The 17,787-nt window shown below is 53.0% G+C and carries 13 protein-coding genes, 1 pseudogene and 1 riboswitch; of the genes and pseudogenes, 8 read left to right on the top strand and 6 right to left on the bottom strand.

The genetic code is table 11. The features are described from left to right. Positions 1–49 precede the first annotated feature (49 nt). Positions 50–237, bottom strand: a riboswitch (cobalamin riboswitch). Between the two features lie 115 nt (positions 238–352). Further along, positions 353–1,453, top strand: coding sequence for a tRNA (uridine(54)-C5)-methyltransferase TrmA (trmA, locus tag GFB57_RS03320; protein WP_003028866.1), 1,101 nt, complete (start codon positions 353–355; stop codon positions 1,451–1,453). A gap of 82 nt (positions 1,454–1,535) precedes the next feature. Here the strand turns inward: trmA and GFB57_RS03325 are convergent, their stop codons facing one another. Then, entirely contained in the window at positions 1,536–1,895 is a 360-nt protein-coding gene (locus GFB57_RS03325; RefSeq protein ID WP_003028863.1) for a YijD family membrane protein, read from the bottom strand. Between the two features lie 15 nt (positions 1,896–1,910). Beyond that, entirely contained in the window at positions 1,911–2,546 is a 636-nt protein-coding gene (fabR, locus tag GFB57_RS03330) for an HTH-type transcriptional repressor FabR (RefSeq protein ID WP_003028862.1), read from the bottom strand. A gap of 191 nt (positions 2,547–2,737) precedes the next feature. Here fabR and sthA point away from each other — a divergent pair, with 191 nt between their 5' ends. After that, the gene (gene sthA / locus GFB57_RS03335; protein WP_003028860.1) at positions 2,738–4,138 is read left to right on the top strand and encodes a Si-specific NAD(P)(+) transhydrogenase; all 1,401 of its coding nucleotides are present in this window, start codon (positions 2,738–2,740) and stop codon (positions 4,136–4,138) included. On the opposite strand, the gene oxyR is transcribed toward sthA, so the two are convergent. The 4 genes from oxyR to argC form a co-directional block, all read right to left on the bottom strand. Beyond that, positions 4,121–5,038, bottom strand: a complete 918-nt coding sequence (oxyR, locus tag GFB57_RS03340) for a DNA-binding transcriptional regulator OxyR (RefSeq protein ID WP_003028858.1) — start codon at positions 5,036–5,038, stop codon at positions 4,121–4,123. The genes sthA and oxyR overlap by 18 nt on opposite strands. Before the next feature lie 263 nt (positions 5,039–5,301). Continuing rightward, positions 5,302–6,675, bottom strand: a complete 1,374-nt coding sequence (argH, locus tag GFB57_RS03345) for an argininosuccinate lyase (protein WP_003028856.1) — start codon at positions 6,673–6,675, stop codon at positions 5,302–5,304. Between the two features lie 108 nt (positions 6,676–6,783). After that, entirely contained in the window at positions 6,784–7,557 is a 774-nt protein-coding gene (argB, locus tag GFB57_RS03350) for an acetylglutamate kinase (RefSeq protein ID WP_003028854.1), read from the bottom strand. Positions 7,558–7,566: 9 nt separating this feature from the next. Then, positions 7,567–8,571: an N-acetyl-gamma-glutamyl-phosphate reductase gene (argC, locus tag GFB57_RS03355; RefSeq protein ID WP_008323185.1), complete on the bottom strand. Its 1,005-nt coding sequence runs from the start codon at positions 8,569–8,571 to the stop codon at positions 7,567–7,569. Positions 8,572–8,726: 155 nt separating this feature from the next. Between argC and argE the strand changes: the two genes are divergently transcribed. The 6 genes and pseudogenes from argE (at position 8,727) to GFB57_RS03385 (ending at position 17,770) form a co-directional block, all read left to right on the top strand. Next, positions 8,727–9,878, top strand: coding sequence for an acetylornithine deacetylase (gene argE, locus GFB57_RS03360; protein ID WP_003028848.1), 1,152 nt, complete (start codon positions 8,727–8,729; stop codon positions 9,876–9,878). Between the two features lie 269 nt (positions 9,879–10,147). Beyond that, positions 10,148–12,799, top strand: a complete 2,652-nt coding sequence (ppc, locus tag GFB57_RS03365) for a phosphoenolpyruvate carboxylase (RefSeq protein ID WP_003028845.1) — start codon at positions 10,148–10,150, stop codon at positions 12,797–12,799. Positions 12,800–13,011: 212 nt separating this feature from the next. Continuing rightward, positions 13,012–14,745, top strand: a complete 1,734-nt coding sequence (locus tag GFB57_RS03370) for a phosphoethanolamine transferase CptA (protein WP_008323184.1) — start codon at positions 13,012–13,014, stop codon at positions 14,743–14,745. Between the two features lie 151 nt (positions 14,746–14,896). Then, positions 14,897–15,739 (top strand): annotated as a pseudogene (locus tag GFB57_RS03375) (AraC family transcriptional regulator); the annotation flags it as partial. A 252-nt stretch (positions 15,740–15,991) separates the two neighbouring features. Beyond that, complete coding sequence (gene fsa, locus GFB57_RS03380; protein WP_003028839.1) at positions 15,992–16,654, top strand: fructose-6-phosphate aldolase; 663 nt, start codon at positions 15,992–15,994, stop codon at positions 16,652–16,654. A gap of 12 nt (positions 16,655–16,666) precedes the next feature. After that, on the top strand, positions 16,667–17,770 hold the full coding sequence (locus tag GFB57_RS03385; protein WP_003028836.1) for a glycerol dehydrogenase: 1,104 nt from the start codon (positions 16,667–16,669) through the stop codon (positions 17,768–17,770). Positions 17,771–17,787: the final 17 nt, after the last annotated feature.

Raw genomic sequence — 17,787 nt, forward strand, 5'->3', positions numbered from 1 at the left:
ATTTAAGAAGGATGCCGCAGGTCCCACCGATAGTACGCGATGATGAAAACCAGATGCGACGTTAGCCGGCAGGTCTTCGGGCTTGGAGGCGACTTAAAGAGACGATGACTTCCCGCGGCAATCCGCAGTGTCTGCACCAGGTGCGCTCATCTCTTACCTTCCTTACCGCTGCGCGTCAGCTCCAGATTTACACTGGATTCCCTTTTAACTCACAGGACCGGAAAACGGATGCTACAGTTTGTTACAACCTGGTGTCCAGACCGCGTATCACATTATCGGAAATCATCAATGACTGGACATCTGTTGAGCAATCCCTACAATCCCCGCGTACTTTTATTTTTCAGGACGCATCATGACCCCCGAACACCTTCCGACAGAACAGTACGACGCCCAGTTAGCTGAGAAAGTAGTGCGTCTGCAGAGCTTAATGACGCCATTTTATGCACAGGCTCCGGAAGTGTTTCGCTCACCGGTCAGCCATTACCGTATGCGCGCCGAATTCCGCCTGTGGCATGACGGTGATGACCTGTACCACATCATGTTCGACAGCCAGACCAAAAACCGTATTCGTGTCGACAGCTTCCCGGCAGCCAGCGAGCTCATCAACACGTTGATGACGGCAATGATCGACGGCGTTCGCAACAACCACGTCCTGCGCCACAAACTGTTTCAGATTGATTACCTCACAACCCTGAGCGATCAGGCGGTGGTTTCGATGCTGTACCATAAAAAGCTGGATGATGAATGGCGTAAGGAAGCCGAAGCGCTGCGAGATGCGCTGCGGGCGCAAAACCTGAACGTGCATTTGATTGGTCGGGCTACCAAAACCAAAATTGAGCTGGACCAGGACTACATTGACGAACGCTTGCCGGTTGCAGGTAAAGAGATTATCTACCGCCAGGTTGAGAACAGCTTCACCCAGCCGAACGCCGCCATGAATATTCAGATGTTGGAGTGGGCGATTGATGTCACCAGGGGCTCAAAAGGCGACCTGCTGGAGCTGTATTGCGGCAATGGCAATTTCTCGTTAGCCCTGGCGCAAAACTTCAACCGCGTACTGGCCACTGAAATCGCCAAACCGTCCGTGGCTGCTGCACAGTACAACATCGCGGCTAACCATATTGATAACGTACAAATTATCCGCATGGCGGCCGAAGAGTTTACTCAGGCGATGAACGGCGTTCGCGAGTTCAACCGTTTGCAGGGAATCGATCTGAAGAGTTACCAGTGTGAAACTATCTTCGTTGACCCACCGCGCAGCGGTCTGGACAGCGAAACGGAGAAAATGGTGCAGGCGTATCCGCGCATTCTGTACATCTCCTGCAATCCGGAGACGCTGTGTAAGAACCTGGAAACGTTAAGCCAGACGCACAATGTTTCACGTCTGGCGCTATTCGATCAGTTCCCGTATACGCACCATATGGAGTGCGGAGTACTGTTAACGAAGAAGTAAGACTGAACGGAGGCCGGATAAGCACTACCGGTTCAGATTGCCGGATAGCGGCTTTGCCTTATCCGGCCTACAGCGACAACTGTTACTCCACAATTTCTTGTTTACGGTTACGCACTTTAAAGCCGATCCAGAACACCAGAATCACCGACAGCACCGCCGGGAAGAAGTTAGAGCCAATATCCGGATATTCAGCGCGTACCACGGTGCTGTACAGCAGAACACCGAGAATAAAACAGGCGGCGGCCAGGCCCGGCAAGCCCACAGGCATGGTGCGGTTCTGATAGCGTTGATGCAGACAATAAACCGTCAGCACCAGCGAAATAATCGGGAATACGGAGAATGGCACAATGGAGCTAAACAGCGCCGCAAATGTACCATTGATCGATAAGCCAGCAACCAGCGCCAGCAGCAGCGTACCTTTATCTTGACCTGACTGTTTCATTGCTTGTCCTTCTCGTTACTCGGAATGGTGCGTCATCTTCTCTTGTTCACGGCGGTACCAATAAAATGCGCCTTTCGCGATCATGCGCAGTTGCAATACCAGCCGCTCTTCTAGCTGTCGACGCTGTTCAGCGCCAACATCCAGTGCTTCTGCCCCGGCGCTGAAAACAATGGTTACCATGGCTTCGGCTTGCGCTTCAGTAAACGCACGAGGCATATGGTTTTCGAGTTCCAGATAGTCCGCAAGTTCCGCAATGAAGTGCTGAATTTCACGTGCGACCGCTGCACGAAACGCTGCGGATGTCCCCGAACGCTCGCGCAATAATAAACGGAAGGCGTTGGGATTGTTGCCGATGAACTCCATAAATGTTGAGACCGAGGTGCGGATCACACTCCCGCCCTTCGCGATACGCTGGCGCGCCTGGCGCATCAATTGACGCAGCATCAGACCGCTTTCGTCCACCATCGTCAGGCCGAGTTCATCCACATCGCGGAAATGGCGATAAAACGAGGTTGGCGCAATGCCCGCTTCACGAGCAACTTCGCGTAAACTGAGGCTGGCAAAACTACGCTCAGCGCTCAGTTGACTAAATGCGGCTTCTACCAGCGAACGCCGGGTTTTTTCTTTTTGTTGCGCTCTAACGCCCATCACGATGTCTGAATCCTTCCACATACCTTGCTGGCACTATACCAGAGATTAGGCGGTTGGCATGGCTTTGTGAATGATTGTTTACGCGCAGTTTGTGCTTCGACTTCGCAAAAAAGCACAACGATAATTGGGTTATCCTGACAACGATGTTACTATTCTGTTGCTTTTATGTATAAGAACAGGTAAGCCTGACCATGTCACATTCCTACGATTACGATGCAATAGTAATAGGTTCCGGTCCCGGCGGCGAAGGCGCTGCAATGGGTCTGGTTAAGCAAGGAGCGCGCGTCGCGGTGATTGAGCGCTATCATAACGTCGGCGGAGGCTGTACCCACTGGGGCACCATCCCGTCGAAAGCCCTCCGCCACGCCGTCAGCCGCATTATTGAATTCAATCAGAACCCACTGTACAGCGACCACTCCCGACTCCTTCGTTCTTCTTTTGCCGATATTCTCAACCACGCTGATAACGTTATTAATCAGCAAACGCGTATGCGGCAAGGATTTTACGAGCGCAATCACTGCGAAATTTTGCAGGGGAATGCCCGTTTTGTTGATGAACACACGATCGCCCTGGAATGTCACGACGGTACGGTGGAAACGCTGACTGCGGATAAGTTTGTTATTGCCTGCGGTTCGCGTCCTTATCGCCCTGTTGATGTCGACTTTTCGCATCCCCGGGTTTACGACAGCGACTCTATCCTGAGCCTGCACCACGAACCCCGCCATGTGCTGATTTATGGCGCGGGGGTCATTGGCTGTGAATATGCGTCGATCTTCCGTGGAATGGACGTCAAAGTTGATTTAATCAACACCCGCGATCGTCTGCTGGCGTTCCTAGATCAAGAGATGTCCGACTCGCTCTCTTACCACTTCTGGAACAGCGGTGTGGTCATTCGCCACAACGAAGAGTATGAGAAGATTGAAGGCTGCGATGACGGCGTCATCATGCACCTGAAATCCGGTAAGAAACTGAAGGCAGACTGCCTGTTGTACGCCAATGGCCGTACCGGTAATACCGATTCGCTGGCGCTGGAAAACATTGGCCTGAAAACCGACAGCCGTGGGCAGCTCAAAGTGAATAGCATGTACCAGACGGCGCTGCCGCATGTGTATGCTGTAGGGGATGTGATCGGTTATCCGAGCCTGGCATCGGCAGCCTACGACCAGGGACGCATTGCCGCCCAGGCGTTGGTAAAAGGCGAAGCCACCGCGCATCTGATTGAAGATATCCCGACCGGGATTTATACCATTCCAGAAATCAGCTCCGTTGGTAAAACCGAACAGCAACTCACGGCAATGAAAGTTCCATACGAGGTTGGCCGCGCCCAGTTTAAGCATCTGGCACGTGCGCAAATCGTGGGTATGAGTGTCGGAACGCTGAAGATCCTGTTCCATCGCGAAACCAAAGAGATTCTGGGGATCCACTGCTTTGGGGAGCGCGCTGCCGAAATTATTCACATCGGACAAGCGATAATGGAGCAAAAAGGTGGTGGTAACACTATCGAGTACTTCGTTAACACCACCTTTAACTACCCAACCATGGCAGAAGCCTATCGGGTAGCAGCGCTAAATGGCTTAAACCGCCTGTTTTAACGCACTGTCGAAATGGCCATCCATTGATCCACGGATGGCCTCTGCCAACTGTTCATAACGGCTGCGCAGCGGCGAACCAGGACGGTACACCAGACCAATCGTACGACGCGGTTCGGGTTTAATGCATGGCAGATAAACGACACCATCACGCTTACGCTCCGGCGGAACAGCCAGCGCAGGCAGTAAGGTAATACCGCTTCCTGCCGCCACCATGTTACGCAGCGTTTCCAGACTGGTTGCCCGAAAATGGGTATCTTCATCAGCACCCGCTTCAAAGCAGAAGCCCATTGCCTGATCGCGCAGGCAGTGGCCATCTTCCAGCATCAGCAGTTTTTCACCCGCCAGATCGGACATCGGTACACAGTCACGGTTTGCCCACGGATGATCTTCATAGATCGCCAGCAGCATAGGCTCATCAAATAACGGTACTTCGATGAACGCCTCACTCTCTTTCACCAGCGCCAGAATGACGCAGTCAAGCTTGCCGCTATCCAGTTGCGCTAACAGCTGATGTGTCTGCGCCTCATGGAGATACATTTCCAGTTTTGGGAAGGTCTGGTGCAACATCGGAATAATATGCGGCAGCAGGTATGGCCCCACCGTTGGGATCAAACCAATATGCAGCGGGCCAGACATTGTCTCGCCTTGTTGGCTTGCCATCTCCTTGAGCACTTTGACCTCGCGCAGCACGGTGCGCGCCTGATCCACCAGCAGCAAACCAGCCTGGGTGAACAGCACCTTGCGACTCGTACGCTCCAACAACATGACGCCAAGCTCATCTTCCAGCTTGCGGATCTGCCCGCTCAGTGTTGGTTGGCTAACGTGACAGGAGTCTGCCGCTCGTCGGAAGTGACGATGTTCGGCTAGCGCTACCAGGTATTCAAGATCACGAATATTCATTATTCATCCTCCATCGCCACGATAGTTCGTAGCGATAGGTAGCATAGCAACGAACGATTATCCCTATCAAGCTTTCTGTTTAATAATGCACCACAGAAACGGAACGGTACCCCTTTAACCCTTGAAGCTACTGTCCGTTTTGAGAGTTTCTCTCATACTCGAAATAACTAAAGCCAACGTGAACTTTTGCGGACCTTGTGTCCGCATTTTTTTTGCATAAAAAAGCCCGGCGTGACGCCAGGCTCGAATGATTACCCATCAATTTATGCCAGACGCGCCTTCGCGTAGTCGATCGCCTGTGCAACCTGCTGGGGTGACACGCCGCCTTTCGCCGCACGCTTGTCCAGGCACGATTGCAACGAGAGGATCGGGTAAACGTCATCGCCAATCACCTGGCTAAACTTTTGTAAGTCAGCAAGCGACAGCGCCTCCAGCGGTTTGCCCTGTCGAATCGCCTCGACCACCGTTTCACCTACGATATGGTGCGCTTCGCGGAACGGGACACCTTTCGCCACCAGATAATCCGCCAGTTCAGTGGCGTTAGCATAGCCCTGCTGCGCTGCTTCCTGGCAACGCGGACGTTTCACCTGGATGCCATCCAGCACCAGCGCGGCCATATGCAGACAGTCCAGCCAGGTGTCGAGCGCGTCGAACAGCCCTTCTTTGTCTTCCTGCATATCTTTGTTGTATGCCAGCGGGAGGCCTTTTAACGTCATCATCATGCCGGTCAACGCACCCTGCACGCGACCGCATTTGCCACGGATCAGCTCCAGCGCATCCGGATTTTTCTTCTGCGGCATCAAAGATGAACCCGAAGTCACACGATCGGACAGCTCGACAAAGCCTGCTTCGCCGGTGTTAAAGAAAATCAGGTCTTCAGCAAAACGCGACAGGTGTACCATGCCGATAGAGGCGTCTGAGAGTAACTCCAGCACGTGGTCACGGTCAGAAACGCTGTCCAGACTGTTGCGCGTAGCCGAGGCAAAGCCCAACCAACCCGCCAGCTGCTCGCGATCGATTTCATACGCCGTACCCGCCAGCGCGCCGCAGCCTAACGGACTGACGTCCAGGCGTTTGAGCGCATCCTGCAGGCGGCTCTCGTCACGCGCCAACATTTCAACATAGGCCAGACACCAATGAGCAAACGTCACCGGCTGCGCACGTTGCAGATGGGTGTAACCCGGCATGACGGCGTCCTGGTTATTCTCCGCCGTCACCACCAGCGCAGTTTGCAACTGACGATTGGCCGATAGTAATTCGATAACCGTGTCTTTGCACCACAGCTTGAGATCGGTCGCGACCTGGTCGTTACGGCTACGTCCGGTATGCAGTTTTTTACCAAGCTGGCCGACTTTATCAATCAGCTTACCTTCCACCCAACTGTGAATATCTTCGGCATCGCTTTGCAGAATCTGCTGAGGATTCGCGCGAACCTCTTCCAGCAGATTATTCAGCGCTTCTTCCAACCGCAGCTGTTCATCAGCAGTCAGTACACCGACCGTTACCAACGCTTTGGACCAGGCCACAGAGCCAACAATATCCTGTTCTGCCAGGCGGTAGTCAAAACGCAACGAGTCGTTGAACTGTTTGAACCGCTGATCTGCTGCCTGTGTAAAACGCCCACCCCAAAGTGCCATAACGAATTTCCTTAATATGATATTTTTGCCCGGTGGCGCTGCGCTTACCGGGCCTACAAAACCCACGTAGGCCGGATAAGGCGAAGCCGCCATCCGGCACATTAATAGTTAAGCCAGAATACGCGTACCAATTGGCGTGCCGTTAAACAGCGCCGGGAGTTGCTCTGCATGACGCCAGGAGGCGATATCCACCGGACGACCCAGCGTACGCGCGGCATCCAGCGCCGCATTCACCTTCACGATCATGCCATCGGTAATAATGCCCTGTTCAATCAGCTGTTCCGCTTTCGCTGCGGTCATTTCGGCAATACGCTGGCCTTTACCATCCAGAATACCGCTCACATCAGAGAGCAGGATCAGATCCGCACCCAGCGTTGCCGCCAGCGCTGTTGCCGCCTGATCGGCATTCACGTTCATCAGCAGCCCATCATCAGTGACGCCAATAGAGCTCACTACCGGCAGAAAACCGCTTTCCAACAGCGTGTTAATCAGCTTAGGCGAACCCGGCTGCGCCAGTCCAACATGACCCAGTTCTTTATCGAGCGGCGTCACTTTTACGCTGTCGCCATCGCCAAGATACAGGCCAACAGACGCGATGTGATGCTTTTTCGCCCAGGCCAGCAAGGTTTTATTCGCCGTTCCTGCAAGAGCACCGGTAATAATGTCAATTTGATCGGCAGGCGTGACGCGCAGACCATTTTTCTTTTTCACCGGCAGATTCAGCTGCTTCATCAGCTCGTCAACCACACAGCCGCCACCGTGCACAATGACCAGCGGACGCTGGTGCGACTCACGATAATTCACTAGTGCGGTAAACAAGCGTTCCAGCGCCTCTTCGCTATCCAGTAAAACGCCGCCCAGCTTGATAATTAATGGATTCATTGTTGCACCCTAAATAAGAGACTGCGTTTGGGCAAAGCCAAAACGAATATTTGCGCACTGCATCGCCTGTGCCGCCGCGCCTTTCAATAAGTTGTCTTCCGTCGCCACGACGATCAGGTGTTCACCCTGTACGGCAAACCCGATATCGCAGAACGGTAATCCAACCACATTCTTCAGCGCCGGAACCCCTTTGTCATACAGACGCACCAGCGGTTTATCGCCATACGCCTGTTGCAGCGTCTGAGCCACCTGTGCATGGGTTACGCCCGCCTTAAGGCGGCAAGTGATAGTTTCCAGAATTCCGCGCGGGAAGTTACCCAGATGCGGGGTGAAAATCACTTCTGTCCCCAGATGAGTGGCGATTTCCGGCTGATGACGATGGGTAAACACGCCATACGGCTGCAGGCTCACCTCACAAAAGCTGTTGGAGATAGCCGCTTTACGCCCCGCACCGCTCACGCCGCTGGTCGCATTAATTACCGGCCACTGGCTGAGATCCAGCAGCCCGGCATCAATCAACGGTTTCAGCGAAAGCTGCGCCGCCGTCGGGTAACAACCTGGCACAGCAATCAGATTCGCTTCTTTCAGTTTATCCGCGTTCCACTCCGCCAGCCCATAAACGGCCTGCTCCAGCAGCTCAGGATGCTGATGCGTAAAGCCATAATATTTTTCATAGAACGCGCCGTCGTTTACGCGAAACGCGCCCGAAAGGTCAAACACCACGCAACCGGCCTGCAAAAACTGCGGAGCCAGGTCATGACTCACCTCATGAGCCGTTGCGAGGAACACAACATCCACCCCTGCGCTAAACTCGCTGATATCTGACATTGGCTGCAACGGTAAATCGACAATGCCTTTCAACTGCGGATGCAAATCGGAGATTAATTTTCCTGCATCATTGCTTTGCGCTGAGACGGTCAAAGCGGTTATGGTCATATCAGGATGGCGATTTACATAGGTCACAAGCTCTGCGCCGGCATAGCCACTGGCGCCCACAATCAGCGTATTCAACATCGGGGCAGCTCACCTTCTTAGATTCTGTTGCCAGGTATAAGCCTTTATCACCTCACCTTACACTTGGTGGGTTTTATTACGCTCAACGTTAATGTATTTTTATTCACAAATACTGCATGAATATTGATACTATCATGACCCGAGGTGTGTCAACAATGAAAAACAATTTACCGCCATTTATCGAGATTTACCGCGCTCTGATTGCCACGCCATCGATCAGTGCCACCGAAGAAGCGCTCGATCAAAGCAATGCAGGTTTAATCACTCTGCTGGCGGGCTGGTTTAAAGATTTAGGCTTCAATGTTGAGGTCCAACCGGTTCCCGATACGCGAAATAAATTCAATATGCTGGCGAGCATTGGACAGGGCGCTGGCGGCCTGTTGTTGGCGGGCCATACCGATACCGTACCCTTTGACGACGGACGCTGGACACGCGATCCATTCACTCTGACCGAGCATGACAATAAGCTGTATGGTTTGGGTACAGCGGACATGAAAGGCTTCTTCGCCTTTATCCTCGACGCGTTGCGTGATGTCGACGTCACGAAACTGAAAAAACCCCTGTACATTCTGGCCACTGCTGACGAAGAGACCAGCATGGCGGGAGCTCGCTACTTCTCTGAAACTACCGCTCTGCGCCCGGACTGCGCGATCATTGGCGAACCCACATCCCTGCAACCGGTGCGCGCGCACAAAGGCCATATCTCTAATGCGATACGCATTCTGGGACAGTCGGGTCATTCAAGCGATCCAGCGCGTGGCGTTAATGCGATTGAACTGATGCATGATGCCATCGGCCATATCATGCATCTGCGCGATGACCTGAAAGCGCGCTATCACCATGATGCCTTTACCGTCCCGTATCCAACGTTAAATTTGGGCCACATCCACGGCGGTGACGCCGCCAACCGAATCTGCGCCTGCTGCGAATTGCATATGGATATTCGCCCGCTACCGGGTATGACGCTAAACGATCTCAATGGGTTACTTAACGAAGCGCTGGCCCCTGTCAGCGAACGTTGGCCGGGTCGCCTGACCGTATCGGAACTGCATCCGCCAATTCCAGGCTATGAGTGCCCACCTGACCATCAACTGGTAGAGGTGGTTGAGAAACTGCTGGGCGCACAGACTGAAGTGGTGAACTATTGCACCGAAGCGCCGTTTATCCAGACGCTTTGCCCAACGCTGGTATTGGGTCCAGGCTCCATTAATCAGGCGCATCAGCCGGATGAGTATCTGGAAACGCGCTTTATTAAGCCAACCCGCGAATTAATCACCCAGGTTGTGCACCATTTCTGCTGGCATTAACTGCTTGTCACCCCGCTAATCCCTTAGTGGTAAGCGGGGCGATTTTTTAACATTTCCATAAGCAACGCTTATTTGATTGGATGTGAATTAAATAACGTAAATTCACGGCATTTATTCGTTTGCTGAACCGATTTCGCAGCAATTGACGTCACGTGTTTTACGTGGCTTTATAAAAGACGGCTAAAAAGTTAAGTCCGCAAGATTTTGCGTGATAGTCAGGCGCGAAAGATACAGGACATATTCAAAATAGATGGGGTGTCTGGGTTAATATGAACGAACAATATTCCGCGTTGCGTAGTAATGTCAGTATGCTCGGCAAAGTGCTGGGAGAGACCATCAAGGATGCGTTGGGAGAGAACATTCTTGATCGCGTAGAAACAATTCGAAAGCTGTCCAAATCATCTCGCGCTGGCAATGAAATTAATCGCCAGGAATTGCTCACCACACTGCAAAATCTGTCTAACGACGAGCTGCTGCCGGTTGCCCGCGCATTTAGCCAGTTCCTGAACCTGGCCAACACCGCCGAGCAGCACCACAGCATTTCGCCAAAAGGCGAAGCCGCCAGCAACCCGGAAGTGATTGCTCGCACTCTGCGTAAACTGAAAGAGCAGCCCAACCTCAATGACGCCACCATCAAGAAAGCCGTAGAATCACTCTCTCTGGAGCTGGTACTCACCGCCCACCCGACCGAGATCACTCGTCGTACGCTGATCCATAAAATGGGTGAAGTGAACGCCTGCCTTAAGCAGCTTGATAACAAAGACCTCGTCGATTATGAACGCAACCAACTGATGCGCCGTCTGCGTCAGCTCATTGCTCAGTCCTGGCATACGGATGAAATCCGCAAACTGCGCCCAAGCCCGGTTGATGAAGCCAAATGGGGATTCGCGGTTGTTGAAAACAGCCTGTGGGAAGGTGTGCCGAACTACCTGCGCGAGCTGAATGAACAACTGGAAGAGCATCTTGGATATAAGCTGCCGGTTGATTTTGTCCCGGTTCGATTTACCTCCTGGATGGGCGGCGACCGTGACGGCAACCCGAACGTAACGGCGGATATCACCCGTCACGTGCTATTGCTCAGCCGCTGGAAAGCGACAGACCTGTTCCTGAAAGACATCCAGTTTCTGATTTCTGAGCTGTCGATGGTGGATGCTACGCCGGAACTGATGGCGCTGGTAGGTGAAGAAGGCGCAGCTGAACCATACCGCTACCTGATGAAAACCCTGCGTTCTCGTCTGATGGCGACCCAGGCCTGGCTTGAAGCCCGTCTGAAAGGCGAGAAATTGCCGAAACCTGCGGGACTTCTCACCCAAAACGAACAGCTCTGGGACCCGCTTTACGCGTGCTACCAGTCTCTACAGGCCTGTGGTATGGGCATCATCGCCAATGGCGAATTGCTCGACACCCTGCGCCGCGTGAAGTGTTTCGGCGTGCCGCTGGTGCGTATTGATATTCGTCAGGAAAGCACCCGTCATACTGAAGCCTTGGGCGAACTGACTCGTTATCTGGGCATTGGCGACTACGAAAACTGGTCGGAAGCAGATAAACAGGCTTTCCTGATCCGCGAACTGAATTCCAAGCGTCCGCTCCTGCCGCGTAACTGGGAGCCGAGCAATGACACCCGTGAAGTGCTCGACACCTGTCGGGTCATTGCCGAAGCCCCGTATGGCTCCATTGCCGCCTATGTTATCTCGATGGCGAAAACGCCGTCGGATGTGCTGGCCGTGCATCTGCTGCTGAAAGAAGCCGGAATTGGTTTTGCTATGCCGGTCGCTCCGCTATTTGAAACGCTGGACGACCTCAACAATGCCGATGACGTCATGTCCCAGCTTCTGAATATCGACTGGTACCGCGGCTTTATCCAGGGCAAACAGATGGTCATGATTGGCTACTCTGATTCCGCAAAAGACGCGGGCGTGATGGCAGCGTCCTGGGCGCAATACCAGGCTCAGGACGCGCTGATCAAAACCTGCGAAAAAGCCGGTATCGAACTGACGCTGTTCCACGGTCGCGGCGGATCCATTGGTCGCGGCGGCGCGCCTGCGCATGCGGCGCTGCTCTCTCAACCACCAGGCAGCCTGAAAGGCGGTCTGCGCGTGACAGAACAAGGGGAGATGATCCGCTTTAAGTACGGCCTGCCGGAAGTGACCATCAGCAGCCTGTCGCTGTATACCGGAGCAATTCTGGAGGCCAACCTGTTACCACCGCCAGAACCGAAGGATAACTGGCGTCATATCATGGATGAGCTTTCCGATATTTCCTGCGAGCTATACCGTGGATATGTGCGTGAAAACAAAAACTTCGTCCCTTATTTCCGCTCAGCTACACCAGAGCAGGAACTGGGTAAATTGCCGCTCGGTTCACGTCCGGCAAAACGCCGTCCGACCGGCGGCGTTGAGTCTCTGCGTGCTATACCGTGGATCTTTGCCTGGACGCAGAACCGTCTGATGCTCCCGGCCTGGCTTGGTGCTGGTACCGCGCTGCAAAAAGTGGTTGAAGATGGTAAGCAAAGCGAACTCGAAGCGATGTGCCGCGACTGGCCATTCTTCTCCACACGCCTTGGCATGCTGGAAATGGTTTTCGCGAAAGCAGACCTGTGGCTGGCAGAGTATTACGATCAGCGCCTGGTCAAAAAAGAGCTGTGGCCGCTGGGTGAAGAGCTACGCCAACGCCTGGCAGCAGATATCGATGTCGTACTGGCGATTGCCAACGACTCACATTTGATGGCCGACCTGCCGTGGATTGCCGAGTCCATTCAGTTAAGGAATGTTTATACTGACCCGCTGAACGTCTTACAGGCAGAGTTGTTACACCGCTCACGCCAGGCCGAAGAGCAAGGCCATGCACCGGATCCACGCGTTGAACAAGCGCTGATGGTGACCATCGCGGGTGTCGCCGCCGGTATGCGCAATACAGGCTAACGTCCCCTCCTGCTGTCGCCTTCGTGCTACTGTACGAAGGCGACAGCAAAAACCGCTGTTACAACCACTTCATTTTCAATATATTCCTGCCTGAACATATTCACTACGTGAATATTACAACAGCAAAACACGATCCTGAGATCGTGATGCTTCAGTTCCTCTTAATGTTTAGTCGCTACTCTTGGCGCTACGATTAAAGACAGGCTCACATTATGCAATCCTTACAACTCCAGTCTAAACCCGCCTTTAGCTGGAAAGCCCTGGGTTGGGCGCTCCTCTATTTTTGGTTTTTTTCCTCATTACTACAGGCCGTTATCTATTTTAGAGGCTATAGCGGATCTACCGGCCTACGCGACTCCCTGCTGTTCAGCTCGCTGTGGTTGATCCCGGTATTTTTATTTCCAAACCGTATCCGCATTATTGCTGCCGTCATTGGCGTAATTCTATGGGCGGCCTCGCTGGCTGCGCTGAGCTATTACGTCATTTACGGGCAAGAGTTCTCGCAAAGCGTTCTGTACGTAATGTTTGAAACCAATGCGAACGAAGCCAGCGAGTACCTGAGTCAATACTTCAGCCTGAAGATCGTCTTAATTGCGCTGGCATATACAGCAATGGCAATTCTGCTATGGACACGTCTGCGTCCGGTACATATTCCATCACCCTGGCGCTATCTGGTGTCGTTTGCACTGTTATACGGATTGATTCTGCATCCGATGACAGTGAACACATTTATCAAACATAAGCCGTTTGAAAAAACGTTGGATGGCCTTGCTTCACGTATGGAGCCCGCCGCGCCGTGGCAATTCATCTCCGGGTATTATCAGTATCGTCAGCAGTTGACCTCGCTCAATAGCCTGCTGAATGAGAACAATGCCCTGCCGCCGCTGGCCAACTTTAAAGACAGTTCAGGTGACGCACCGCGTACGCTGGTACTGGTGATTGGTGAGTCAACGCAACGTGGCCGCATGAGCCTGTATGGCTATCCGCGTGAAACGACGCCAGAACTGGATGCGCTGCATAAATCCGATCCTAACTTCACCGTATTCAATAATGTCGTGACTTCCCGTCCGTACACCATTGAAATCCTGCAGCAGGCGCTGACCTTCGCTAACGAAAAGAACCCGGATCTGTATCTGACTCAGCCGTCCCTGATGAACATGATGAAACAGGCGGGTTATAAAACCTTCTGGATCACTAATCAGCAGACGATGACCGCCCGCAACACCATGCTGACGGTGTTCTCTAAGCAGACGGATAAACAGTTCTATATGAACCAGCAGCGTACGCAAAGTGCTCGCGAATATGACAGCAACGTGCTGGCGCCATTTAAAGAAGTCCTGGCCGACCCGGCACCGAAAAAGTTCATCATCGTGCATCTGCTGGGTACGCATATTAAGTACAAATTCCGCTATCCGGATGGCCAGGGTAAGTTCGATAATAATATCGACCATGTTCCCGCAGGCCTGAGTAACGATGAGCTGGAAGCCTACAACGATTACGACAGCGCGAATGTTTACAACGATCATATTATTGCCAGCCTGATCAAAGACTATAAAGCGACCGATCCGAACGGCTTCCTGCTGTACTTCTCCGATCATGGCGAAGAGGTTTACGATACGCCACCGCACAAAACGCAGGGTCGTAATGAAGACAACCCAACGCGCCATATGTACACGGTGCCGTTCCTGTTGTGGACTTCGGAAAAATGGCAGGCCGCGCACCCGCGCGACTTCTCACAGGATGTGAATCGTAAATACAGCAGCTCAGAGCTTATCCATACATGGTCTGACTTAGCGGGCTTCACCTACGATGGCTTCGATCCAACTCGCGCCATTACCAGTCCGCAGTTCAAAGAGACAACCCGCTGGATTGGCAATCCGTACAAGAAAAATGCCCTGATAGATTACGATTCCCTGCCTTACGGCGATCAAATCGGTAATCAATAACCGTCTGCCGGATGCGTTACGCTTATCCTGCCTACAGCTCGCAAAGACTTGTAGGCCGGATATGGCATTAGCCGCCATCCGGCAATAATCACTTGAGGGCGATTGTTTTCAACGTTACTGTTTCCCTGTCTGCTGCCTGCAAGGGATTAACATGTATCACGACGTCAGCCATCTTCTCTCCCGACTGATTAACGGCCCCACGCCGCTGCGGCAGATTTATTTTGCCAGCACCACTAGCACAACGCCGGAACTGGCGTATCAGGTCGATTTTCCCCGGCTGGAAATTGTGCTGGAAGGTGAATTTGCGGATTCTGGCATCGATAAGGTGCTTACCCCCGGCGATGTCTTGTTTGTTCCGGCTGGCGGCTGGAATTTTCCGCAGTGGGTCACATCGGTCACTACACTCAGCATTCTTTTCGGCAAACAGCAACTGGATTTCAGCGTCGTCCAATGGGACGGCAAGCAATATCAAAACCTTACCCGCCAGCACGTCGCACGGCGTGGGCCGCGTATTGGCTCTTTTCTGCTGCAAACGCTCCATGAGATGCAAATGCAGCCACAGGAGCAGCAAACGGCCAGGCTAATCGTTGCAAGCTTGCTGAGTCACTGTCGCGATCTACTCGGCAGCCAGATCCAAACCGCATCACGTAGTCAGGCGCTTTTCGACGCCATTCGCGGCTATATTGACGAACGCTACGCTTCGCCGCTCACCCGAGAATCCGTCGCGCAGGCGTTTTACATTTCACCCAATTACCTCTCCCACCTGTTTCAAAAAACGGGCGCTATCGGGTTTAACGAATACCTGAATCATACGCGACTGGAACATGCAAAAACGCTATTAAAGGGTTACGAGCTGAAGATCAAAGACGTGGCGCACACCTGTGGGTTTATTGACAGCAACTACTTCTGCCGCCTGTTTCGCAAGAATACTGAGCGTTCGCCGTCAGAGTATCGTCGGCAGTATCACAGCCAGCTGACGGAGAAAAAACTGACCAGTAATAATCGCATACTGGGACAGAAAACGGAGACAAAGGTAACATTTACTGGATTTTTGTATTATCAAAAAACATATGCCAGCACATATCACTTACATGTGAAGTATCTCCCACTTTTATAGCCATATTACATTTATCCAGCTTTTGGCAGATTTGTCAGATAGCGCCGCGTGACGAAACACTCTTATCCTGTGCATAGCAAAGCAACCCGGCAACGGGTAGCTAACGGAAAACGTAGAGGGTGTTTTTGTATGGAACTTTATCTTGATACCGCCAACGTCGCGGAAGTCGAACGTCTGGCCCGCATCTTCCCTATCGCGGGCGTCACCACCAACCCAAGCATTGTGGCAGCAAGCAAAGAATCCATCTGGGATGTGCTGCCACGCCTGCAGAACGCCATTGGAAAAGAGGGCATTCTGTTTGCCCAGACCATGAGCCGGGATGCGCAGGGCATGGTGGAAGAAGCTAAACGCCTGAGCAATGCGGTGCCCGGTCTGGTAGTGAAAATCCCGGTGACATCCGAAGGTCTGGCCGCGATCAAGATGCTGAAAAAAGAGGGTATCACCACGCTGGGAACCGCCGTTTACAGTGCTTCTCAGGGGCTACTGGCTGCGCTGGCAGGAGCGAAATATATCGCGCCTTACGTTAATCGTATCGACGCGCAGGGCGGCGACGGAATTCGCACAGTACAGGAACTGCAAACATTACTGGAACTGCATACACCGAACAGCATGGTACTGGCGGCCAGCTTTAAAACTCCACGTCAGGCGCTGGATTGCTTGCTGGCAGGATGTGAAGCAATCACCCTGCCATTAGACGTAGCGCAACAAATGCTCAATACCCCTGCGGTAGAGTCAGCAATAGAGAAGTTTGAGCAGGACTGGAACAACGCATTTGGTCACATCAACCTGTGAGGGAAATAAAGTATGGATCGCATTATTCAATCACCTGGTAAGTACATCCAGGGTGCCGATGTTATTACCCGTCTTGGCAGCTACCTCAAACCATTGGCAGAACGCTGGCTGATCGTTGGGGACAAGTTTGTCTTAGGCTTTGCCCAGGGTGCACTGGAAAAAAGCTTCCAGGATGCCGGACTGGCGCTGGAAATTGCACCGTTTGGCGGCGAATGTTCACAAAACGAAATCGACCGTCTGCGCGTCGTAGCGGAAAAAGCGCAGTGTGCGGCAGTACTTGGTATTGGTGGCGGTAAAACGCTGGATACCGCCAAAGCGCTGGCGCACTTTATGGGCGTGCCTGTCGCCATTGCGCCAACCATCGCCTCTACCGATGCGCCGTGCAGCGCGCTGTCCGTCATTTACACCGATGCCGGTGAATTCGATCGCTATCTGCTGCTGCCCAATAACCCGGACAGGGTCATTGTTGATACCAAAATTGTCGCGGGCGCACCGGCGCGTCTGTTAGCTGCGGGTATTGGCGATGCACTGGCGACCTGGTTCGAAGCGCGTGCCTGTTCACGCAGCGGCGCAACCACCATGGCGGGCGGTCAGTGTACTCAGGCGGCGCTGGCGCTGGCAGAGCTGTGCTTTAATGCGCTGATCGAAGAAGGTGAAAAAGCGATGCTGGCTGCAGAGCAGCACGTGGTTACACCAGCACTGGAGCGCATTATTGAAGCCAACACCTATCTGAGTGGCGTCGGTTTTGAAAGCGGTGGTCTGGCAGCGGCTCACGCCATTCATAACGGTCTGACCGCAATCCCGGATGCACATCATTATTACCACGGCGAGAAAGTGGCTTTCGGTACGCTGACGCAGTTGGTGCTGGAAAACGCGCCGGTCGATGAAATTGAAACCGTTGCCGCGCTGTGCCATTCCGTTGGCTTGCCGATTACCCTGGCGCAACTGGATATCAAACAGGATATTCAGGCGAAAATGCGCATTGTGGCTGAGGCAGCCTGTGCCGAAGGCGAAACCATCCACAACATGCTTGGCGGCGCAACGCCGGACCAGGTGTATGCCGCCCTGCTTGTGGCTGACCAGTACGGTCAACGTTACCTGCAAGAGTGGGAATAACCTGCAAATAGAAAATC

The sequence above is a fragment of the Citrobacter sp. S39 genome (assembly GCF_009495675.1).
Taxonomy (GTDB): Bacteria; Pseudomonadota; Gammaproteobacteria; order Enterobacterales; family Enterobacteriaceae; genus Citrobacter; species Citrobacter freundii.